Source organism: Mycobacterium sp. NGS58 (genome assembly GCF_059812385.1).
Map to the genome: position 1 here is coordinate 85,643 of NZ_JCALCO010000009.1, position 20,821 is coordinate 106,463.

Here is a 20,821-nt window from a genome sequence, read left to right on the forward strand (position 1 = left end):
CATGGGACGGCCGATCCTTATTTAAAGGCGAAATAAGAAAGAATCCTGTAATGGAACCGCAGCTTGAACACTACGAAACGACCACGTTGGACTGGCAAGCGCTACGGGCCTTGTCGGTCAGAGCGGCTCAAGAAACTCCGATCCCGCCAGCGCCAGGCCTTGGGTATTTGAGAACAGCCGAACAGTTTGTCGACGTCTGCGGACCGCACTGGCTGCTGGATTATGCCTTTAACCGGTACGACAGCCCTGGCAGTGATCCAAAGGAGGAGGAATACGAGCAGCATCTGTACGTCCTTTCGCTCAACGGCGATCTTCGACTTATCAGGTTCACCGAACGGAGCGTCACGGGGCGTAAGGCCGACGGCCAGTGGTGGTTTCGCTCGCAGAAGGAGCACAGCTCCGCGCCGATGAGCGACCGCCAAGCCGAAGACTTTGACTTTCAACGGCGCGCCAGCCAGCAGGGGGTCAATTGGGGTGACGTCCTGCGCGCGGCCGACAGTGCGCTGCTGCACGAGAGTAAAGGAGATGGCTTGCGTCGGCTGCTGGAGGACCTCCGGACTGGCCGGGTCCGACAACGAGAGACCTTGTCTCCCTTCGATCAGGACGCGGGCAGCCGCTGTACGCTTCCCCCTCTGACTGACTTCCATCTCACACCTGACCGACGCGCCCAATTGCTGGCTACGGTTCATCAGCAGCAAAGCAAACAGGCCGAAGTCGAGACGCGGCGCGCCCACGTAGAACGACGACGGGAGTCGATGAAAACGGTCGGCAAACTGCAGACATTGGCGGGAATAGTCGCGGTAGTTGGCCTTCTCCTGGGCCTTTGGAGCCTAGGTCTCCGTTCTTCCAGGCCGGATCAATGGGTTGAGTTCACCAACTTCCCTTGGTTCATGATTGCTTTAGCGATGCTTGTTGCATGGGGCATCCTCCGGTGGGTGAAGAAGACCCTGTAAAGGGCAAGCGGACGATGGATGTCAGATGCCCTCAGCACGCGCCCGGGTAAATGGTGCTGCCGGACAAGACAGCAGCTGGGCCGCCGCGGCTACCGGGCCACTGACAGTAGGCTTCCGCGAAACAGAATCACGTCTTGCCTGCGGTGATGTGTTGTGCGCCGTCAGGGTTTCCACCCTGGGGCCCACTGATAAAGGTCGGCAGTTTTTAGCTGCGCGATGGATCAAGGCTGGTCTACCACTGGGGGGCAAGCGACACTGCCCCGCGGAACCTCAAAGTTCCACATCCCGAGGACACCCATGCACGGGAGAATTGCCGGTACGGATCGCTTAAAGGGACATGCCGCGGCGAGCGGCGGCTCGCCTCGTGGTGTGGGGTTGTGTCGTGCAGAAATGGCCAAATCTGTGATCGGCTGTGCTCCTGTAGTTGTCGTGATTTGTGTCCACCTTTGCTGACCGCGCACGGTTCGCCGGTGTCGCACTACGTGTTGGTTCCACTCCACGCGGCCCCGGTGTGGTCGGACATTCGTTCCGGAGTTCGGTCGTCGCTGTAGAACCATTCGGTGGGTCCGGCCGGATTGAAGCCTTCGGTGGGCGCATTGGCGGTGGGTGCGCCTGCTAAGGCGTGTCGGCCGAGCGGGTGCCTCCACACCCATGCCGCGAGGCCGCCCAGCAGTGCGAGCACCGCGGCAAGACCGCCGATGACCCACGGCAGAAGGTTGTCGTGTGGGGGGGCAGGCTTCTCGACGGAGGTGTTGATCCAATCCCGTCCATCGTTCCACGGGCTCACACCCGGCAGCTGCTGTGTCTTTTGAAGGGTGATGTGTGGAGTGCCGCCATCCGGATCAGCTTGTATCTCACCGCTTCCCAGTGTCGAGTCGTTGAGCATGACGACATCGCGTTGCCCCGCCGGCAGCGTGTCGTCATGGCCGACCTCGGTGACCCGGTCCACAATCACCGTCTGACCGGCGTTGGCGAAGTCCACCGGCACTCCGGAATACGTCGACGGCGTCCACGGTTGCCAATCGACTGGCGGGGGGCCGGTCCAGTCCACCGGGGGGATCCAGGCGCCACCCAAGAAACTTCCGACCGAGAGGAGTTCGCCTGCCGCCACGGTGAACGGAAACACTCCTGGGGTGGCCATGTTCAGCAGTACACGACCGCCGGGCGGCACCGAAACCGTCTGGTAGGCACCATTACAGAAGTACCGGAAGGTGACGTCATTACCGAGCGGATTGAACAAGGTGGGCCGGTGGTACTCGTCGTAGTCCACATAGTCCCAGTGCTGCGGGTGGTAGACCCCGTCGTCATGGTGAACATTCGCGCGGACGGCTGCCTGGACTTGCTCATTGAAGTTCGCGGTCGGCGGCGGTGGTGGTGGCTGCGCTGGGTCGATCAACGTGGCGGGCGCCGACCGGGCGGCCTCGACCGCCTCATGTGCGACCGAAATAGGCTCGGGGGGTATGGCGACCGGCACCGTGGCCGAGGTGCCTTCTGCGTGCAGCACCGCGCTTTGGCGACCGCTCGGTCCGGTAGTGCTCCAGGTCGGACTCACGCCTGGGCCCGTTCCGGCCCGGGTGGTGGCGCCCGGCTCGGATGCCCGAGGTGTCGCGGAAACAGTGGAGATAGGGCTTGGCGCCGAGGCGCTGATGGACGGTTCGCCGACCGCTGGAGCGCCGCTGGGCTGCGGCCTTTCAGTGGGGTGGGCCGCCGCTGATGTTGCCGTCTCGCCCGGGCTCGGCGAGAGGTCACCCGATGGTACCGGGTGCGTCGGTGTAGCCCTCGGCTCGGACGGTACAGGCTCGGTCGCCTCAGTGTGCCGCGGCGGCGCCGGCGTGACCGTGTGTTCCGCAGGTGGCGGTTGGGTATAAGTGCCGTTGTGCTGCACCGACACTGGCGGTGGTATCTGAGTGGCGGTTCGCTGCACGGGCGGTGGCGCCGCCTGCTTGGGTGGATTAATCGGGACCGGGGCCCGCATCTGAGTGTGCTGCTGGGGCGGGAGCGCAGGAACGGGCGGCGGCTGCGGCACGATGGGTGTCGATGGGGACGCCGCGGCCGGTGCCGACCACGGCAGAACCGACAATGCGGCAGCTGCGGAGGCCACCGCCGCGACCTTCCTCAATGCCACGACAGACGCGTACTGGGTCACGTCTCGCCTCCTTCGACAACCTGACACCCATGCGACCGTCCATTTAGGACCGCGCTCTCTATACCGTCAATTTTGCCGAAGCACCTTGTCTCGGCATTGCCGAAAAACAATGGCGTTCACCGCCAGTGGGCTTCTACCGCCCGACTTAAAGGGGTTAGATGGGCGGCATCGGTCTGTCAGTGCGGGCCGCGGCGGCTATGGCCGAGTGACACGCGGTCCGTTTGACTGATGCCATGGCGTGTCGAACCGACCTGTGATCGTTCTTGCCTCTGCGTCAACTACCAGGGGGCGCCATCCACGAGGACGGTGCATCGTATTGCTAGTGTTCTGGACGCGCGAATTATCGACGTCTATAGCGAGCCGGCGGCGCCAACTCGTCCGGCGCTCGTCCGAGAATGACGGATGCGTTGGACGACAAGCCGTTTGTTTCCTGCTCGCTGAATTCCGTCGACGCCGCTGCGTCGACCAGATGCGCCAGATCAGGTGTGGTCCCGAATTTGAGGCCCGGGTTTGAAATCGCAGCGCTCGAAGGGTCCGACGATCGATGGACGAATATAGCGGCTCGTCCCTGTAACAGTGATTTACTGAGCAGAACAGACAACTACGCGCGCCGGGCGGATTGCCGCGCTTGCAACAAGAGCTAAGTAACTACAACCGCTAGGAGCTTTCGTGCCAGACTAGACGGAAACGCGGCCCGGCGAGTCCGCACGGAGACGTCGTCGGAGTGGCCGGCGCAGACCCAGGCTGTGCGGGTCACTTCCATAAGCCACCATGTTGGCTGCACACCTGGCCGGTGGCGTCGCATGTCCTGCAGTTGACCCGGTTTCCGAAGTCGCTGATACCGCCGCGGCCATTACACTTCTGGCACTTCTGAAGCGGTCGGTGGCACTTGGTGCATTCGCTCACGGCAAAGACCTTCCGGGACAATGTGATCGGGCATGATCGGTGGCTCGACCATCATTGCACAATCATCGCGTTGGCGTTGCCATATCGCAATACGTCGTTCGAATGACGGCGCCTCGGGTTCTCCCGCCGTATAGACACATTGCTGGTGAGGCAACGTCAGTCGGTCGTGAATTGTGTCGGCTCTTCAGTGGACGGATAGTTTGGTGGCGTCAGCAGGTTCGCCGCACGGCGGACGGTCAGTCTAACTATCTAGAGATGCCACGGAGTTTGTGGCCTGCCTTCTTCGCCTTCGCGATGACGGTCTTTGTTGTGGCCGTCACTCCACGGGTGATGTCGAAATGTCAAAGCCGGCCCAAACCTCCCAAAAGGTGCGTAGACGTCGGCTTCGGCCGTCCGATGGCGGGGCTGGCTCCTCACCTTTTGTTTCCTTTGTGCGAGCGCGGACGTCGACTCCGGTACTCAATCAGCGGCGCCCGAAAGCTGCGAGTCGCGACGTAAATGAGCGAACATCTCACGTACCGCCCCGCCTCACAGTATGGTCGGCTCACCAACCCGGAACTGAGTTCGTGCTGGCGGGTCGGCCCCGTTCGTCGCTCGATTGGCGGATACCCATCGCGCCAGCCGTGTGCAATAGTCCAGTAACGGCAGCGTGACAACAGAAAGGAATCGTTAACATGAAATGCACCAAATGCCATGCGCCTCTGCATGATTGTCAAGGATGCAACGGGGGGCGCAGCAATCTCACCTGCAACAAGTGCAGCAATACGGGACTGGTCTGCAACACGCACGGTGGCCACTGGAAGTGACTCCTGGTGGTTCCCTGTAACTTCTGCGATGCCCCACCGTTGCAATGATCGCCTTGCCCGGATCGTCGGCTGGGATTGGAGTCCGATTTCTCAGCGCCGCTTCCGCAGGCCGCTGGCGAGTTCGGATCGCGTGAATTCCTCGCCTCCGGGCATCGACTGCGGTAGGTCGACGAGCATGCCGCGCAGCAGATCGAGCCGGAGCTGGTCGCGACTCCCATTGGCTAATGCCCACTGGATGCCGGCTAACAGGCCTCCCTCACGGCACAACTGCTCGACCTGTTTGGTCGCCGACCGCCGCTGCATAAGGCCGAACCCGCCACCGGCCCAGACTCCTACCGTTATGCTCTCCAGGTTCAGCAGGGCGGAAAGATTTTGGGCCGGGCCTTTCATGAAGCTCTTGGACGCGCGCGCTGCGTCAAATGCCAACACCCCGTCGGGGCGCCGGATACTGGCCACCTCGGCAGCGATCACCGCGGCGCCCCATTCGCCGGCCACATCGTGGGCGAGCCGGATCAGGGCGTCGCCCTGGTCGGGTAAGTCGTAGGCGGGAGCGGCGGGCTGTGCCGCGGGCGGGGTTGGCGCGCCGAAGGCTGAAACTGGTGCTGCGGCAGAGGAGTTTGTGGCGACGGTGGGTGTGCGGCCGAGCTTCGACTCGAGACTTCCCAATTTGGCACGGAGCTGGTCGGCGCGCTGGCCCGCTGTGTTCAGCACATCGTCGTCGGCGGCCCGTACCGCTATGCCGTGCGCTTGCGCCGTGGCCGTGACGCATTGGTTCACCGCCGGATCAGCCAGGGCCAGTGCCGCCAGGATGCCCGGTGACAGCTGGCGGTTGCGGCGGATTGCGCCCCGGTATTCCACTTCCGCGGGGATACGCATGTCGGCGTGCCGGTCGAGTTGCTCGTGGGCTGCCGCGACCACCATCGTGAGCAGCGCCTTCGAGAGCGCATCGAGGACCCGACGGCGGCCGGGGAACCACGGCACCGGAAGGGTGCTGATCTGGTGAATGAGGGCGTCAGACAACAGGTATTCGACGACATTACGCGTCCGGACCTCGGTGACCGATGCCCACTCGATCGCATCGTGATCAAACTCGATCGTGCGCTCGGTAATGGCCAGGCCACCGTATCGGTCAAGATTGCGCACCAGCCCGCGCGCCGCGGCCGGCATCCGAGGGTGTTCGGCGAGGAGGTCGCCGATCCCTATCGACCACCGACCACGTACCGGACCCGGGGGTGGTCGGCGGCTCGCAAGCAACGCACGAACGCGGCTGACCTCTTCAGCGACGTCGGCATCCGACGCCCCGACTTCGGCCTCGTCAGACTGCCGGCCGGCCGCCGGGGCCAGGTTGGCCGACAGTTGCTCGATGTGCTGCAGACCCGCTTGCGACGCCTGCTGCGCCACCTGTTTCGCCTGATCAGCAAGGCGCCGCCGAAAGCCTCCAACATCGGGCACAGATGACCTCCTGGTTTTCTCGCTGGGCGCTGTTGCCAGACACAATCCCAGCCTCTGGCACAAACTGCCAGTAGCCGAACATACGGCAGACGCTATCTCGCCGTTCAGCACTTCACCGAACTCGACGTACGAGACCGAGTGCGGCTCAGGGTGTGCGGTGCAGACCCATCCAGTTGGTGACGTCCCTAGAGGCGCTCTCGCACCCGCCTCGGTCGGGTGCTGCGTGGAGCCTTCCATTCATATGCCCATACGCAAGAGCCAGCGCCGATCCCGCAACCGGGCCGAAAGGGCTCGGGCCGCAACCCCAATCGGTGCGCGTAGAACGTCCCATAGGTGAACGGTGGGCGGCCGCACGTTTGGTCTGGGTGAAAACCCCACCCATTCGGCGCCAATCTGGTAATCATTTGCTGCGGCGACTGTTGCGTTCGGGAGTGACGGCCGTTTTTGCCCCAATTGTCAGGAGTGCGCGGATGGGCTCATGCCTATGGCGGTCGGCGCGGTGACCTGTCCGCGAGGTGCGGGCGGTCACCAGCGCAGCGTCGCCGCCGAGCACACAGGCTTGCGTTTGCCTACCTGTGTCGGGTTGGTGCGGGGCTGACCGGAAGGCTTCGAGCCTGTTCCGGTATCGATGTTTCAACGTATCTGAAGGTCTTCATGGAGATTTCGTTAGCTGTCATTGGTGTGGGGACAGTCGGTCTGCTGGCGTCGTTTTCTAGCGGCTTCGGCGCCGGGTTCAAATTCTTCCTCTTCTATGTGGCGGTTGCCGCGGTGTTGGGTTGGGTCCTGTCGGTGCTGGCGCGCCGCCAGAAGGATTCGTTAGTGGGGGCGAGAGCGGACGTCGTCACCGCGGCGGTACGGGAGACGTTTTCCGGCGTGGGCTGGAAGCAGGTCAATGGGGCGGGGACGCTGAATTTCCGGGCCCGCGGATTTGGTTTTGGCGGCTTCAAGGCCAAACCACCGGTGGTCTCGGTTCAGGTCGAGACGCAAGCTGACGGGACCACGCGGGTCAGCGTCTGGACATCGGAGTGGCACTCCCGGATGGGGATGATGGCGCTGTGCGACCGGGTGGTGTCGAAGAGGTTCCGGCTGGACCGCAAGCTGGCTGCGCTTTCGAATGACGGCCCGCTAGCCGCGGCCGGCCGCTACCCCGTCGCGGCGGATCCACGGGTGTCATCACCGCCACCCGCAGCAGATGCCAAGGCGGTCCTGGCCGATCCCGGTCTGCCCGCGGATGATCCGCGCCAGCTGGCACATCGCTTGTTGACCGCGGCCGGCCTGTCATTTCTTGTGTATGGACCCGCTGATGCCGGCGCGTGCTTCGATGCCTTTGCCGGCTTATCGCCGGTTTTGCTGCAGACCGAGCTCCAGGGCAGCAGTGAATGGCTGGGCGGGTTTTCCGGGCAGACCGGGTTTTATTGGTTGTGCTTCGAAAGCAGGTTTGGTTCGGCAATCGCCGTCATCGCGACGGCTGATGGCGATGTCAACTTTTCCACCGAGCACTTTGCGATGCGGCTACGCGAGCTGCGCGAACCATGGCAGTGGGGAATAGGAACCGTCGGCGGCAACGTCCCAGCCGGATTCGCCCGGATCATCGACTCGGCCAATATCGTTGATCTCCCTCGACTCCCCGGATTGCAACACCTCGCAGTGGAAGTGCCACCGCAACTGCAGGCTGACCTGCAACAGGCTGGCTGGGTCAAGGTCGGCGAGGACGGTTTCAAGATCGACGTCCCTGTGGATGCCAGCAGGAACCTGGCCGTATTCTTCAGCCCCTACAACGCTCAGTCGTTTGGGTTGATCGTGCCTATCGACAAGAACGAGTACGTTCCGGCCGAGGTCCGGACTCGATCCTTCGGCCGCTACCAATACGACGTGGTCGGAGAGATGGCGGTGTTATGCAGGCGCTTTCCGACCAGCGAACCAGCCCCTTCGGCTTACACTCTCTGGTCTGAGGCTCACGAGTTGGCCCGCTACACCCACCAACAGTTCGCCGGCGAATCACCCGACCTTTCAACGCCTCCCGCCAGTGTGGGGTCACCGACACCGCGTGGCTACGCCGACGCCCCCGGCGATGGACACATCGGTCCGCCAGTTGGTATCGGGAGTCGTGGATGGGGCACGCCAACAGAAGGAATCGATCGTCCGGGCGGTGTCTCGGCACCGCCGCTATATGCCGGTGCGCCGCTGCCGCGAAGCCTCAATCAGCGTCGCGGGTTGTTGATCGCTGCGGGATTGGCCGTCGTCATAGTCGTGGGGGCTATAGCGATGACATGGTCTGGCAGTAAATCGTCTCCATCGTCCAATGCAGGTATCGCGCTGACTGCGCCGACTTGGGGCCAGGCCAATGGGGCCTCGTCGTGCTCCGCTCTAGCGGCGTTGCACCCGCAATCGACCAGTTTCGGTCCCGAAGGTCTTGCCGTTTCGACAAGAATCTCGCCGAGTTGCTCGGGAGAGGATTTGTTGACCAACAACAGATTTCGCGTCACCGTGGTGAATGCGAACGGACAAGACGTCGCCTCGGGCATCTTTGACCTGGCGTCGCGGCCGATCGCCGTTGGCAGTGGCACATCGGTGACATTCACTTTCCCCGCTGGAACGTATTGGACAACAAAAGATTACCCTCCTAGTCAGCTGAGGATGACGGCCCACAAAGACGGTACGGATTATCAATCTTACGCCGCTGCGGCAAGCACCTCAGCGGTGACCGCCACCGAGGCGGGTACTCCGGAGACGGGACAGCCAGAGGCGGTCGCTCTGGCGGCGTTGCAAGACATCGCATCCAGCGATCGTGCCTACATCGACGCCCAGCTGTTGAATGCGTGGCAACCGCAACTGAGTTCGAAGCGTCAAGGCCTGGTTGCGGAAGGGGCCACCTGGGATGCGAGTGCCATCTTGCGCGAGCACATGCAGTTTCGGCAGCGATTCCCGTCGGCACGCCTCGTGTGGTCCGGCGACTGGCCCGTGTTCAGCGATCCTGCCTGGTGGATAACGGTGGCAGGGGTGCCTTTTGGCAGCGGCCCTGATGCCAATGGTTGGTGCGCCAGCCAGGGTTTCGACCCCGATCACTGCTTCGCCAAGATTCTGAGCCACAACATGGGGTCGTCTGGTACCACACTGAGCAGGAAGTAGCATCGCAAGTCCCGAACTGCCGGCGGCGACTCTATGGTGTCGAATTCAAAAATTTTAAGGATTGTGTATGGCCAACGCGGCCGCCTACGAGGCCAGTTCTTTGGACTGGGAAGCACTACGAGCTCTTGGGAAGCGCGCTGCCCGGGAGACACCGCTCACCCCGGACCCCAGGATCGTCTACTTTGACCGGAAAACGAATATCAATGTCGATCTGCTGGGCCCACATTGGGTGTTGGATCACCGATTCGAAAACTTTGACGATCGACGTCACGCGTATCCCGAAGAAGAGCATGACGAGCTCATCTATGCCCTGTTGCCCGACGGGGAGCTCATGTATGTTCAGATTCGCCAAACCTGCACCGTCTATTCGTATGGGAACAAATACGAGGACGATCACACCGTACGGCGGATGAATGAGTCTGACGTTCTAATCTTCGATTACACGACCAAATACTACGAATACGGATTTGAGACTGATTGCCACGTATGGGGCACCGGCGACCGCGAACGCGGTGACTTGCTGCACGATGCAAAAGGTGCCGGCCTATCGAGGCTTTTGGAAGCCGTTCGCACCGGCGAAGCCAAACTCCCCCTGGGCCCCTCGCAGTTCCACACTGCGAAGGCGCCACCGAAACCCCGTGCCGAAACGTCGCAACCCGCCACCGTGGCGACCTCGTCAGTGTCTGCCAATTCGCGAAGCGATGGTGACTTTCTGGCCACCCTGGCTGCCGGTGCGCTGGCAGTCACCGTTCTGGTGCCGTTTCTCATCGGACATTTCCTGCTGACAAAGACGTTCGTGCTCAAGCCGAATCCGGGGGTCTACGACGGGCAGGCCCGCGGAATCGCGGACCATTTCCTCGCGACGTATCTGGCCGGCCTTCTCCCTATCACGCTTGCTCTGGGGATATTTCTCGTCGCCCGCACCCCGTGGCACGGACGCACCGTGGCGGTCGCCGGTGGTTGCATCGCCTTGGCCGGATCACTGGTCGTGCTGTTGCCGATGGCCATGTCGAAGTGGAACGCGGCGGAGCAGAAAACGATCGCGAAACTGCGTGAGACCGCTTATCCCTTTAGCGGTCACTACTACAGCTGCGGCAACTGGAAGATCCACGCCGAGAACGGTGTTCATGACCCGGAATTGTGGCAAGTGTATTTGGGACAGGTGAAAGGCGCCATTGGCACAGGGTGCAATCAAGTGTGGGTGTATCGGGGCTGGCAGTCAGTCGCCTACTACGACCTACCTCTCGGAGATGTTTTCACCGGAGAGGCGATTGTGAACCACTTCGACTGGAAGCAACCCGTTCGCGAGCGCGGCACCGGGGACATATGGTCGCAGAATTCCACGACGGGCGTACCGATAGCAATGAATCCAATGGGTACCAACGTCGAATTGCCTACGGCGAACGGCCAAATGGTCGATTTCACGCTCGACGTAACCACCACCGACGGATTCAAACTGAAGCGACTTGGCGAACCAGATTGACAACGTGAAAGGAATCAATCATCTATGGGAATCTTGATCCCCTCCAAGGTCGGATTATGCTTCGCGGGAAAAGAGCGACCGGACAGCAGTTGGCAGACGCAGTTACCTGGGCCGCCACGGTTGAACCTCCGCTTGGCCAGCGCAAGCTGAAGTATCGCAAGGCGCCCGGAATCGGCGCAGGGACGATTTCTCAGATCGACCCAGCCAATGCCGCTCGAGAACATGGGCTCGATACACCGCCGGCCGTCGCTGTTGATGTGGACTTGTGCGGGGCCGTCGTAAGATTCTTGCTCAACGCGACTAACCAAGGCGCCGAAGCCATGTATATGTGTGTGTCCTTCCCGTTAGAGATCGGAACGCCGGCGGTCAACGGCTTCCCTTGGGCCGAGGCCCTCGCCGACCGAACCGCAGGCTTCCTGCGACAGAATGGGATCGACTCCGACATTGGGTTCATCAAGGCGCGGGGCTAGGAGATTCGCGACCATCATCCTTGTCCTCCGAACGGATTACAGACGGCGGACAGATGATGACCGCATGCTTAACCAGGTTTCGGACAAGTAATCGGTATGGGGAGGAAGTGCAAGTGACAAGCGATTTCCCGGCGGGGCTTAGTCGACAGACCATCGAGACGGTAATGGGTCTCGATCCGGCAGTCCTATCCTTCAACAGGGCGAACGATACGGGATCAATGTGGCAAGCAACGGTCTCGGTCGAAGGTGGTGAACCGGTAAACCTCATAATCGATAACGGGATAAATGAGATCTACCTTCAGGCGTTGGTCCGCCTCGACTACGACGAGATAACTGTTGCCGAGAGGAACTTACTCATCAGTGCCGCGATGGAGGCATTGGTGCCCTATGCCACAGTCGGTCTCACCGAGCTTGCAGGCGGCATCTATCTCCGCAGTGCATTCTTTGTCGATCATTCCACCGTGCACGCGTTCACGAACACACTGCAAGGTATCGCTTTGGCCTATGGGGCGTACCTGCGACAGTTGCCGATCACCGCTGAGGCGCTTCGAGGACACGACGACTGAAGACGTTCCCATCCGTCAAGCGTTTGACGAGGAAGCGACGGCGGTGCCACTATGGACCCCGCAAGCACCTCGGTAGGTGAGGCGTCTGCATGGATACAGGCCACTGACCCCGAACGTCGAGAGACGCCCCGGGTCAGGACAGCTCTTCCCGGACCCAAGGGTTGAGCCCAAGTGGCTTCTGGAATGTTCCGGATACGCCGTGCAGTGCCGAAGCTCCGACGAGAGGGGTGCGACCGGCGGTTTGTGCCGTCGGTCATTCTGCCTCTCGTTCAGGTGAATGTAGTGACACCCGCGTGTGTCCCGGCCGTGAGGAGGTGAGGGCGAGATGAGTCCCGGCGATAGTCCCTATCCGAAATCCGTCTTGTCCCGATCCGGTTCCGGCATTTCATTCACCGCCTGACCTTGCTTGGTCGCGCGCAGCTGAGACGCCCTGCCGACGCCGATCGGGCCTCCGTCAGGAGAAGAAATCATGGCTTTTGTTATCACGCACCGTTTTTCCACTGCTTCCCGGATGCGCGGACGCTCGATGCTGCGCGCGGGCCGGTTGCTGGCGAACAGGTTTCACCTGCAGGCCGGCCTGACCCCGCAGGAGCGGGCCAACCTCTACGTGTCGAGGATGCCGATCGCGATGGTCACCGCGTCGCTGGGCGGCCACGCGTCGGGTTCCGACCGCAACCGCCGTTGAACCGCTGCCGCGGCGGCGAGCGGCACAGCGCCGCCCGCCGCGGCAGGTGCGTTGATCGCCGCACCTGCCTCACCGCGCGGTGAGAACCGCTCGAGATAGCGAGGATTCGATGACATCGATCCACACCGGCGGCGGACGCCGCACCCCTTCGCCCGGCCGCACCGCAGACGCGCCGGAAGGCGCACGCTGCGAGGCGCGGCACCCGACCGTGCTGGATTCCGCACACGTCGGCGACATCGTCGGCGCATTCGGGCGGATCGGGCGCGACAAGGACGGGGCGTTCAGTGGACGTTGGCGGCGCCTGCGCACGCTGGCGGTCATCACCGGACCGGGACTGATCGTCATGGTGGGCGACAACGACGCCGGTGGCGTCGCGACCTACGCGCAGGCCGGCCAGAACTACGGCATGGGCCTGTTGTGGACGCTGGCACTGCTGATCCCGGTGCTGTACGTGAACCAGGAGATGGTGCTGCGGCTGGGTGCCGTGGCCCGGGTTGGGCACGCGCGGTTGATATTCGAGCGGTTCGGCAAGTTCTGGGGTGCCTTCAGCGTGGGTGATCTGCTGGTGCTGAACGCCCTGACCGTCGTCACCGAATTCATCGGCGTCTCATTGGCTCTCGGGTTCCTGGGTTGCCCGAAGATCGTCGCCGTTCCCGCCGCCGCCGTGCTGCTGTTCGCCGTGGTTGCCGGCGGATCGTTCCGCCGCTGGGAGAGGTTGATGTTCCTGCTGATTGCGGTGAATGTGCTGATCTTCCCGATGGTGCTGCTGGCGCGTCCGAGTCCGAAAGCGACCGTGGCCGGGCTGATTCCGCAGTTCCCCGGTGGACTCAACTCGACGGCGCTGCTGCTCGTGGTCGCGATCGTGGGTACTACTGTCGCGCCGTGGCAGCTGTTCTTTCAGCAGTCCAACGTGGTTGACAAGCGCATCACCGCCCGCTGGATTCCTTACGGCCGAGCGGATTTGGCCATCGGAATCGTCGTGGTCATGGTCGGTGCGACGGCGCTGATGGCCGTGGCGGCGTTCGGATTGACCGGCACCGCCGATGCGGGGCACTTCACCGATGCGGGCGCGGTCGCCTCGGACCTGTCGAAGCATCTGGGTCCCACCGTGGGGGTGTTGTTCGCGATCATCCTGCTGGACGCGTCGCTGATCGGTGCCAACGCGGTCGGCCTGGCGACAACCTATGCGGTTGGTGATGCCATGGGTAAGCGGCACTCGTTGCATTGGAAGATCCGCGAGGCCCCGCTGTTCTATGGCGGCTACGCGATACTGCTCGCGGTGTCCGCGGCGGTCTCGTTCAGCCCCGACCACATCCTGGGCCTGGTGACCCAGGGTGTCCAGGCACTGGCGGGTGTGTTACTGCCCTCGGCCACCGTCTTCCTGGTGCTGTTGTGCAACGATCGTGCGGTGCTGGGGCCGTGGGTTAATACGGTGCGGCAGAACATCATCGCGTGGACCATCGTGTGGTGTCTGGTGCTGCTGTCGCTGGCATTGACGGCGGCCACCTTCTTCCCCGGCCTCTCCACGGCCACCATCGAGGCAGGGCTCGCGGGTGGTGCGGTGCTCGGCGTCATCGGCGGTGCGGTGCTGATCATCGTGGGCGGCCGGCACCGGAACCTGACCGAGGCGGAAGCCATCGTGCGCACGCTCGGCGGCGGCCTCGACCCGGAGGAGGTCGACGAACTCGAAGACGCCGCGTCGCTGACGCGTGCCGAGCGGCGGGCCGTACGTCGCCAGGACCGGTTGAGCTGGCAGACCCCCACCCTCGCCCTGCTCGATCGCCCAACGATGTCACCGATGCGCCGGGCGGGGTTGTTGACCCTGCGAGGCTACCTGGTGGTGGCCGTCGCGTTCGTGATCATCAAGATCGTGCAGGCGGGCGTTGTCGGGCCGGCCGCGTCATTCTGAGTTGGTCGGCAGCAGAACGATTTTCCCGTGTGTGTGCCGCTGCTCGAGCTCGGCATAGGCGTCGGCGACCCGGTCCAGCGGGTAAGTCGCGGCGATGTCGAATTCGATGGCGCCGGAGACGATCAGGTCGGCCATCTCGGTGAGCACCTCGGGAGTCGAGGCTTCCATGCTGCCCTCGGTCTTGGCGCCCACTTCACCCGCCTTCTGGAACGAGATGATGGTGTCGATCCGCTGGGGCGCCACGCCGAGGTCGGCGGCGAGCTGGACGTAGTCCGGACCGAACAGGTCGATGAATGCGTCGATGCCGTCCGGTGCGGCGTCACGCAGCCGCTCGGCGAGTCCGTCACCGTAGGCGACGGGGATCACGCCATGCGCGCGCAGCCAGTCGGCGTTGCCTGGGCCCGCGATGCCGAGCACGCGCGCCTTGCGCAACACCAGAAGCTGCACGACCAGGCTGCCCACGCCGCCCGCGGCGGCCGAGACGGCGACCGTCTCGCCGGGTTGCGGCGCCACCGCGCGAACGGCCGCGTAGGCGGTCGCTCCGACCACGTATAGCGAACCCGCTGCCTCCCAACTGAGTTGGGGAGGTTTGCGGATCAATTGGTTGACCGGCACCGCGGTGTGGGTGGCGTGGCTGGACCGGCGCATGCTGAAGCCCAAGACCTCGTCGCCGACCGAGAACTCGGTGACCCCGGGGGCCACGGCGGTGACGACGCCGGCCAGATCGCTGCCCTGGCCGGAGGGAAAGCTGGCCGGGAACATCTCGTGCATAGCCCCGACCCGGATGCCGGCTTCCCCGGGGTTTATCCCGGCGGCACGCACTTCGACGACGACCTCACCCGGGCCGGGGGAGGGCATCTCGATGTCCGCGACGTACAACACCTCGCGTCCCCCGTATTGGTCGAACCGTACTGCGCGCGCTGCAGCCGTCATACCGATCTCCTTTTAACGCGAGGATGCTCCGACCCACGCCAGCATAGGCACGTCGAAGTGCTACCCACCGGGCGCCGAGTGGGCATATGTTCGTAGCAGCGAGCTTCACACCATTCGCCGGCGGCGTCGGGAGCCGCGGTGACAGCCGGATACCGATGACACGTGGAAGGAACGTGCGTGGAAGTTGATCGGATCGGCATCGCCGGCTGGGCAGTTGCCATCGTCCTGGTCGGCGCCGCGAGCGCCGGATGCGGCACCGTTGACAAGCCCTCGTCGCCGTCGTCGAGTTCTCCCGCTCCGACCAGTTCGAGCGCGGTCACCGGCCCACCGTCGGGCCAGCCCTCGGACTACGGCTTTCTGCTCATCAAGCCGAACGACGTCGGTGGCGGCCTCACCGCGCCGCAGTCGCCCTTGCTCAATCCCAACAATGCGCCCGGCGTTGCCCAGCTGTTCGCCAACGCGGACAGCAGCCATCGGCTGTGGGACACCATCGTCATCGCCGCCGATCCGCCGGCGGCGGCCGCCGAATTAGCCTCCACCCAAGGCAGTTACAACGGCAAGGTGAGCGGTAGCTGGCAACCGCTCGCCGTCGGCGCCAACGGGGTTACGATTTCGGGTACCTCCCCGGACAACTCGCAAGCGATGACGGTGTTGGTCTTCACTGAAGGCAAAGCGCTGGTCACCCTGGAATTCGACACCCCGCCCAACGAGCCGATCGATCCGGCCGTCGCCCTCGACATCGGTCGCAAGCAGGATGCCGCGATAAAGGCCGGACTACCCGCCTAGCAGCAGCCTTTACACCAAGCCCAGCAATCGAAGATCCGCGACGTACTTGTCGATCAACGCCGCTGACAGATGCGGAATGTCTTCGCCTGCACCGATTTTTGCCGCCCGCACGGCGCCGCGGAACACGTCGGTGGGTGCGGGCGCGCCACGCAGCGGAGTCTCAGGCTTACGGTAGGCGTCCAGCAACGCCAGCACCGAGTGCTGGCGCTGCTTGTCCGGCAAGGCCCGGAGGGCGGTGGTGAACCGGTCCAGCCATTCGTCGTAGTCGTCGATGCGCCGGATGTCGTGCCCGGCGGCGATAAGCCAGTCGACGAACACATCGAGCGAGATGCCGTCGTCATGTGGGTTCATGACGTCGAAGGACCGATAGGCGGCGGAATCCGCGGGGGCCGTGGCGACCCGCTCACCGAGTGTGGCAACCGCTTCGGCCACGAAGTCGGCGGGCAGCCCGTCGTAATGGGCGACCGCCCGGTGTCCCTGTGGATCGGTCTGATAGAAGGAGACCGGCGCGATACCGGTAGTCAGCAAGCTGAATATCAAGCGGGTGAACGCATCGGGCACGTTCAGCTGTCCCGCATACCGGCTGTGCGCCAGGATCATGTCGGATCGGAAGACCGCGACGGGCAGGCCGCACAGGTCGTGCGCCTCGCGCAGCAACACCTCGCCGGCCCACTTGCTGTTGGCGTACCCATTCGCGTAGCTGTCGTCCACGGGCCGCAGCGCGCTGACGGTGCGGATGTCGCCATCTTCGGCGAAGGTGGCCGGGTCGACCGACAGGGCCACCGCGACCGTCGACATATATGTGACGGGTTTGATTTGCGTCGTTATCGCCAGGCGAATCAACTCGGCGGTACCAACCACATTGGGGCCGAAAAGTTGGTCGTAGGGCAGCACGTGGTTGACCAGCGCGGCCGGGTGGACGATCAGATCCACACTCCGCGCGAGGCGCTCCCAGGTGGCTTGTTCCAAGCCAAGATTCGGCTCGCCGATATCGCCGACGATGACCTCGAGGTGGTCGGCGGCCAGCGTGCGAAACCGCTGCAGCAACTGTGGATCTCCGCTGTCGAAGACGGCCTCCAGTCGTTCGGCCGCGGCTGTGGCGTCCGCGGCGCGGATGATGGAGATGAGTTTCCCGTCGGTTTCGGCAAGCCGTTCGAGCCACTCCAGGATCAGAAAGCGGCCGAGGTATCCGTTCGCGCCGGTGAGTAGAACGGTGTTCGGCGTGCCCGTCGCGCGCGGCAGCGCCGGCGCCTGGGCCAGGGTCGTCGCGTCGATGAACTTGTCCAAGGTGAGGTCGGCGGCACGGACCTGCGTCGCGCCCCGGCCGTGCACCGTTGCGAATGTTGGCCGCCGCGACCCCGATTCACGCTCGTTCTCAACGAATTCCGCGAGCTGACTCAGATCGGTTGCCGGACCGGTGATCATTCCGACCGGCACCTCGACATCGAAGATGTCGCGCAGCAGGTTGGAGAATGTCAGCGCCGACAGCGAGTCGCCGCCGAGCTCGATGAACAGGGCGTCGGGGGCCGGTGGTCCGCCGGCCAGGCCGAGCAGCGCCTCGGCGGCGCGGGTGAGGGTGAAGATCACCGGCTGGTCGGCCGCGCCTTCGCGCAAGGCGCGCAGCTCGGTGATCCGGTTTTCGGCCAGTTCCGCATACAGCTGTTCGAGCCGGGCGCCGTAGTGCTCTTTGAGCTTGGGCCGCAGCAGCTTTCCCACCCCGGACAGTAGGCCGTTGTCCTCGCTGAACGGCTCCGTCTCGACCACGAAGTCGACGGGCACCTCGTAGGATTGCAGCTCGGCGAGCTTGGCGGACTGGCGCAGGGATTCGCCCAGGGCGGCCTTCAGGCCGTCGGCGTCGCCGGCGAACTTCTCCGCGGCATCAGCAGTCGGGACGACAACGGCCAACAGATAAGGCCGTTCGCTGTTGCCGTAAACGAAGATCTGGCGCACCAGGGCGGCGCTGGAGAACACCGCTTCCAGGCGTGCTACGGCGACGAACTCGCCCTGGGCCAGTTTCAGCACGTTGTTGCGGCGGTCGACATAGGCCAGCCGGCCGGACTCCAGCTCGGCCATCACATCACCGGTGCGGTAGTAGCCCTCGGCATCGAAGGCGTTCGCCGTGACATCGGGCCTTTTGAAGTACCCGGGTGTGGCGGTCAGCGACTTCACCAGCAGTTCGCCTCGCGGATAGGGCTTGTCGGTGAGGAAGTAGCCCAACTCGGGAACGTCGATGAGCTTGTAGTCCAGCACCGGCGGGTGGGTGATCCGACCGTCCTTCGTCACCATGCCCACCTCGGTCAGCCCGTAGCCATCGAGAACGTGGACGTCCAAACAGGTTTCGATGAAACCGCGCATCTCGGCCGCCAGCGGCGCCGTGCCGCAGAAGGCGGTCACGATACGTCCACCGAGGACCTGCTCGCGCAGCTCCGCCCGCGCTTGCTCCTGCGCCGCGGCGACGTCGGCACCCGCGACTTCGAGTCGATCGACCGCACTCTGGTAGCGCTGGTAGAGCATTTCCGCCACACGCGGCACCAGCCCCATCTCGGTGGGGCGCACCAGATTCCAGTCGTCGAACAGGGTCGACAGGTCGCTCTCGGGAACGAAGTAACTGGTGCCGCCGGCCTGGAACGCCGTCGACAGTGGTATCCGGCCGCCCAGGTGATTCAGCGGCATGAAATTTACGTTGATCACCGGGGTGTCGGTGAAGTCGGGCATCAGCTCGGTGGTCCACAACTTGCTCAGCATCCGCTCGGTGTACATGGCGCCCTTGGGCAATCCCGTGCTGCCGGAGGTGTACATGATCATGGCCAGCCGCTCGTCGGTGTCGCCGGTGAACATCGGCTCCGGCGGCAGGGTCCGCCCCCGTTCGATCACGTCATCGAGGGTCTCGATGGTCACGGCGATGCCGGTGCTCGCCAGCTTCGCCTGCGCGCGAACGAGGGCGTCGCGTTGCTCGTCGACCTCGGGCCGGTAGTCGAAGACTATGACCCGCCGCACCGACGAACTGCCCAGTGCCGCTTCGACGGCGAGGTCGAGATAACCGACACCGGCGGCCAATGTCGAGGGCTCGACCTCTTCGACGATCGGCCTCAGTCGTGCGGCGGTTGCGTTGTGCTGCAGCGGCACCGCCACCAGGCCGAGGTAGGCGCAAACCAGGTCGATGGTGAGGTATTGGGCGCTGGCGAAACCGACGGTGGCGACAATGTCGCCGGGCGCAACGGGATTGGTGGCGTCATGTCGCCATGCGCTCGCGATGGCGCGGACGTTGCTCCACAGTTCGCGGTAGGTCATGGTGTCGAACCGCGGCAGCAGTTGCGCGCTGGTTCGGCCGGTGGCGGGGTCGCTGCTCAACGATTGGGCGCGCCAGCCCAATGCGGGGCGATCGGCGTAGCCTTCGGCGAAGATTTCCAGAATCTGCGGCAGCCGAAGGCCGGGTTCGCGTGCCGCAAGCTGCAGGGCGGGATCGGGCTTGGCGGCGCGAAACTCTTCGTCGTGGGCATCCAGATCGCGGATGCGGTCGGCTACCCGTTGGCGGGCCGCGCTGATCGGGCCTGTAGAGCTAACTTTCGCGTGCTTCGCCTCATCAGTCATGGCCCGCCTCTCGTTCAGATCGTTCGTCTACCGGAACGAACCCCCGTAGGCCAGACTTCCGCCCAATGGTTGTGACAGTCGTCACACAACCACGAACGATGCGTGACGGCGAACCCGGACAGTGCCGAAGATGCAGCGGTGGCGCTCAGGCCACTACCTGAATGGGGTCGCCGACGTTCACCTCGTTGAAGTACCAGGCGGCGTTTTCGGGGCTGAGGTTGATGCAGCCATGGCTGACGTTGGCGTTGCCCTGGGAATCAACCGACCACGGGGCCGAGTGGACATAGACGCCGCTCCAGGTGACGCGCACGGCGTATGAGGCGGTGATCTTGTATCCCTCGGGGGAGCTGAGCGGGATGCCGATGGTCCGCGAGTCCATCACCACGGTGCGCTGCTTTTCCAGCGCGGTGAAGCTGCCGATCGGGGTTGGCCTGCTCGGCTTGCCCATCGACGCGGGCATGGTGCGCAGCACCTCGCCGTCCCTGCTCACGGTGAAGGTGTGCTTGGAGATGCTGGCGACCCCGAGCAGCGCCTCGCCGGTGTCGAAGCCCGTCGTCAGGGCCTGTACCCCGACCGACACGTGGGCGTGGGCGGGCCAATACTGGTCGGGCACCCACTGCACGACGGTGCTCTGGACCCACTGGAAGTGGCCCGGGGTGCCGCCGGGCGACATGACGTGGATCGATCGTTCGGCGGCGGCCCGATCGGCCACCGGAGCGGTGAAGGTCACCACCACCGGGTGGGCCACGCCCACCACGGCGCCGTCGGCGGGCAAAATCGTGGCGACCCGGGGGCTGAGTTGGGGTTGCGGCACGGCGGCGGTGCTCCGGCCGATCGGTGCCACCAGGCCCAAAGCTGTGATCGCGACCATAACAGATAGATAACGAACACCCCGACGCATAACGTTCACCCTTCGAGATGGTGTGGCTAACACACCGATATCCTACTGCTTACCCACTGATCACCGGTTTCAGCAAACGATGACAGCCCGGCTCGCTCGTCACGG

Annotated in this window: 13 protein-coding genes and 1 riboswitch; of the genes, 8 read left to right on the forward strand and 5 right to left on the reverse strand. The window is 63.8% G+C overall.

The features are described 5' to 3' along the window. The first annotated feature begins 50 nt into the window (after positions 1-50). Positions 51-953, forward strand: a complete 903-nt coding sequence (locus AC5Y4H_RS11075; RefSeq protein WP_499981397.1) for a hypothetical protein — start codon at positions 51-53, stop codon at positions 951-953. Positions 954-1,431: 478 nt separating this feature from the next. On the opposite strand, the gene AC5Y4H_RS11080 is transcribed toward AC5Y4H_RS11075, so the two are convergent. Then, on the reverse strand, positions 1,432-2,505 hold the full coding sequence (locus tag AC5Y4H_RS11080) for a hypothetical protein (protein ID WP_499981398.1): 1,074 nt from the start codon (positions 2,503-2,505) through the stop codon (positions 1,432-1,434). A 2,396-nt stretch (positions 2,506-4,901) separates the two neighbouring features. Then, positions 4,902-6,263 (reverse strand): hypothetical protein, encoded by a 1,362-nt coding sequence (locus tag AC5Y4H_RS11085; RefSeq protein WP_499981400.1) that lies wholly within the window; start codon positions 6,261-6,263, stop codon positions 4,902-4,904. Positions 6,264-6,917: 654 nt separating this feature from the next. On the opposite strand from AC5Y4H_RS11085, the gene AC5Y4H_RS11090 reads away from it, so the two are divergent. The 6 genes from AC5Y4H_RS11090 (at position 6,918) to AC5Y4H_RS11115 (ending at position 14,505) form a co-directional block, all read left to right on the forward strand. Beyond that, positions 6,918-9,392, forward strand: coding sequence for a hypothetical protein (locus tag AC5Y4H_RS11090; RefSeq protein ID WP_499981403.1), 2,475 nt, complete (start codon positions 6,918-6,920; stop codon positions 9,390-9,392). Positions 9,393-9,459: 67 nt separating this feature from the next. Further along, on the forward strand, positions 9,460-10,875 hold the full coding sequence (locus tag AC5Y4H_RS11095; protein ID WP_499981405.1) for a hypothetical protein: 1,416 nt from the start codon (positions 9,460-9,462) through the stop codon (positions 10,873-10,875). A gap of 56 nt (positions 10,876-10,931) precedes the next feature. Next, the gene (locus AC5Y4H_RS11100; protein ID WP_499981406.1) at positions 10,932-11,345 is read left to right on the forward strand and encodes a hypothetical protein; all 414 of its coding nucleotides are present in this window, start codon (positions 10,932-10,934) and stop codon (positions 11,343-11,345) included. Between the two features lie 113 nt (positions 11,346-11,458). Continuing rightward, positions 11,459-11,911, forward strand: a complete 453-nt coding sequence (locus AC5Y4H_RS11105; protein WP_499981407.1) for a hypothetical protein — start codon at positions 11,459-11,461, stop codon at positions 11,909-11,911. A 61-nt stretch (positions 11,912-11,972) separates the two neighbouring features. Next, positions 11,973-12,145, forward strand: a riboswitch (M-box (ykoK) riboswitch). A gap of 235 nt (positions 12,146-12,380) precedes the next feature. Continuing rightward, on the forward strand, positions 12,381-12,596 hold the full coding sequence (locus AC5Y4H_RS11110) for a hypothetical protein (protein WP_499981629.1): 216 nt from the start codon (positions 12,381-12,383) through the stop codon (positions 12,594-12,596). Positions 12,597-12,705: 109 nt separating this feature from the next. After that, on the forward strand, positions 12,706-14,505 hold the full coding sequence (locus AC5Y4H_RS11115) for an NRAMP family divalent metal transporter (protein ID WP_499981410.1): 1,800 nt from the start codon (positions 12,706-12,708) through the stop codon (positions 14,503-14,505). Here AC5Y4H_RS11115 and AC5Y4H_RS11120 read toward each other — a convergent pair. Continuing rightward, positions 14,497-15,438, reverse strand: a complete 942-nt coding sequence (locus AC5Y4H_RS11120; RefSeq protein WP_499981412.1) for an NADP-dependent oxidoreductase — start codon at positions 15,436-15,438, stop codon at positions 14,497-14,499. The genes AC5Y4H_RS11115 and AC5Y4H_RS11120 overlap by 9 nt on opposite strands. 177 nt (positions 15,439-15,615) lie before the next feature. Between AC5Y4H_RS11120 and AC5Y4H_RS11125 the strand changes: the two genes are divergently transcribed. Then, positions 15,616-16,224: a hypothetical protein gene (locus tag AC5Y4H_RS11125; RefSeq protein ID WP_499981416.1), complete on the forward strand. Its 609-nt coding sequence runs from the start codon at positions 15,616-15,618 to the stop codon at positions 16,222-16,224. A gap of 9 nt (positions 16,225-16,233) precedes the next feature. On the opposite strand, the gene car is transcribed toward AC5Y4H_RS11125, so the two are convergent. Both car and AC5Y4H_RS11135 read right to left on the reverse strand, forming a co-directional pair. Further along, complete coding sequence (gene car / locus AC5Y4H_RS11130; protein ID WP_499981418.1) at positions 16,234-19,815, reverse strand: carboxylic acid reductase; 3,582 nt, start codon at positions 19,813-19,815, stop codon at positions 16,234-16,236. Between the two features lie 145 nt (positions 19,816-19,960). Continuing rightward, positions 19,961-20,716: a L,D-transpeptidase gene (locus AC5Y4H_RS11135; RefSeq protein ID WP_499981419.1), complete on the reverse strand. Its 756-nt coding sequence runs from the start codon at positions 20,714-20,716 to the stop codon at positions 19,961-19,963. Positions 20,717-20,821 lie beyond the last annotated feature (105 nt).

What these genes read in the sequence shown, in the direction of transcription:
- AC5Y4H_RS11075 (WP_499981397.1), top strand. Translation starts at nt 51, where the DNA reads ATGGAACCGCAGCTTGAACACTACGAAACGACCACGTTGGACTGGCAA.
- AC5Y4H_RS11090 (WP_499981403.1), top strand. Translation starts at nt 6,918, where the DNA reads ATGGAGATTTCGTTAGCTGTCATTGGTGTGGGGACAGTCGGTCTGCTG.
- AC5Y4H_RS11095 (WP_499981405.1), top strand. Translation starts at nt 9,460, where the DNA reads ATGGCCAACGCGGCCGCCTACGAGGCCAGTTCTTTGGACTGGGAAGCA.
- AC5Y4H_RS11100 (WP_499981406.1), top strand. Translation starts at nt 10,932, where the DNA reads ATGCTTCGCGGGAAAAGAGCGACCGGACAGCAGTTGGCAGACGCAGTT.
- AC5Y4H_RS11110 (WP_499981629.1), top strand. Translation starts at nt 12,381, where the DNA reads ATGGCTTTTGTTATCACGCACCGTTTTTCCACTGCTTCCCGGATGCGC.
- AC5Y4H_RS11115 (WP_499981410.1), top strand. Translation starts at nt 12,706, where the DNA reads ATGACATCGATCCACACCGGCGGCGGACGCCGCACCCCTTCGCCCGGC.
- AC5Y4H_RS11120 (WP_499981412.1), bottom strand. Translation starts at nt 15,438, where the DNA reads ATGACGGCTGCAGCGCGCGCAGTACGGTTCGACCAATACGGGGGACGC.
- car (WP_499981418.1), bottom strand. Translation starts at nt 19,815, where the DNA reads ATGACTGATGAGGCGAAGCACGCGAAAGTTAGCTCTACAGGCCCGATC.
- AC5Y4H_RS11135 (WP_499981419.1), bottom strand. Translation starts at nt 20,716, where the DNA reads ATGCGTCGGGGTGTTCGTTATCTATCTGTTATGGTCGCGATCACAGCT.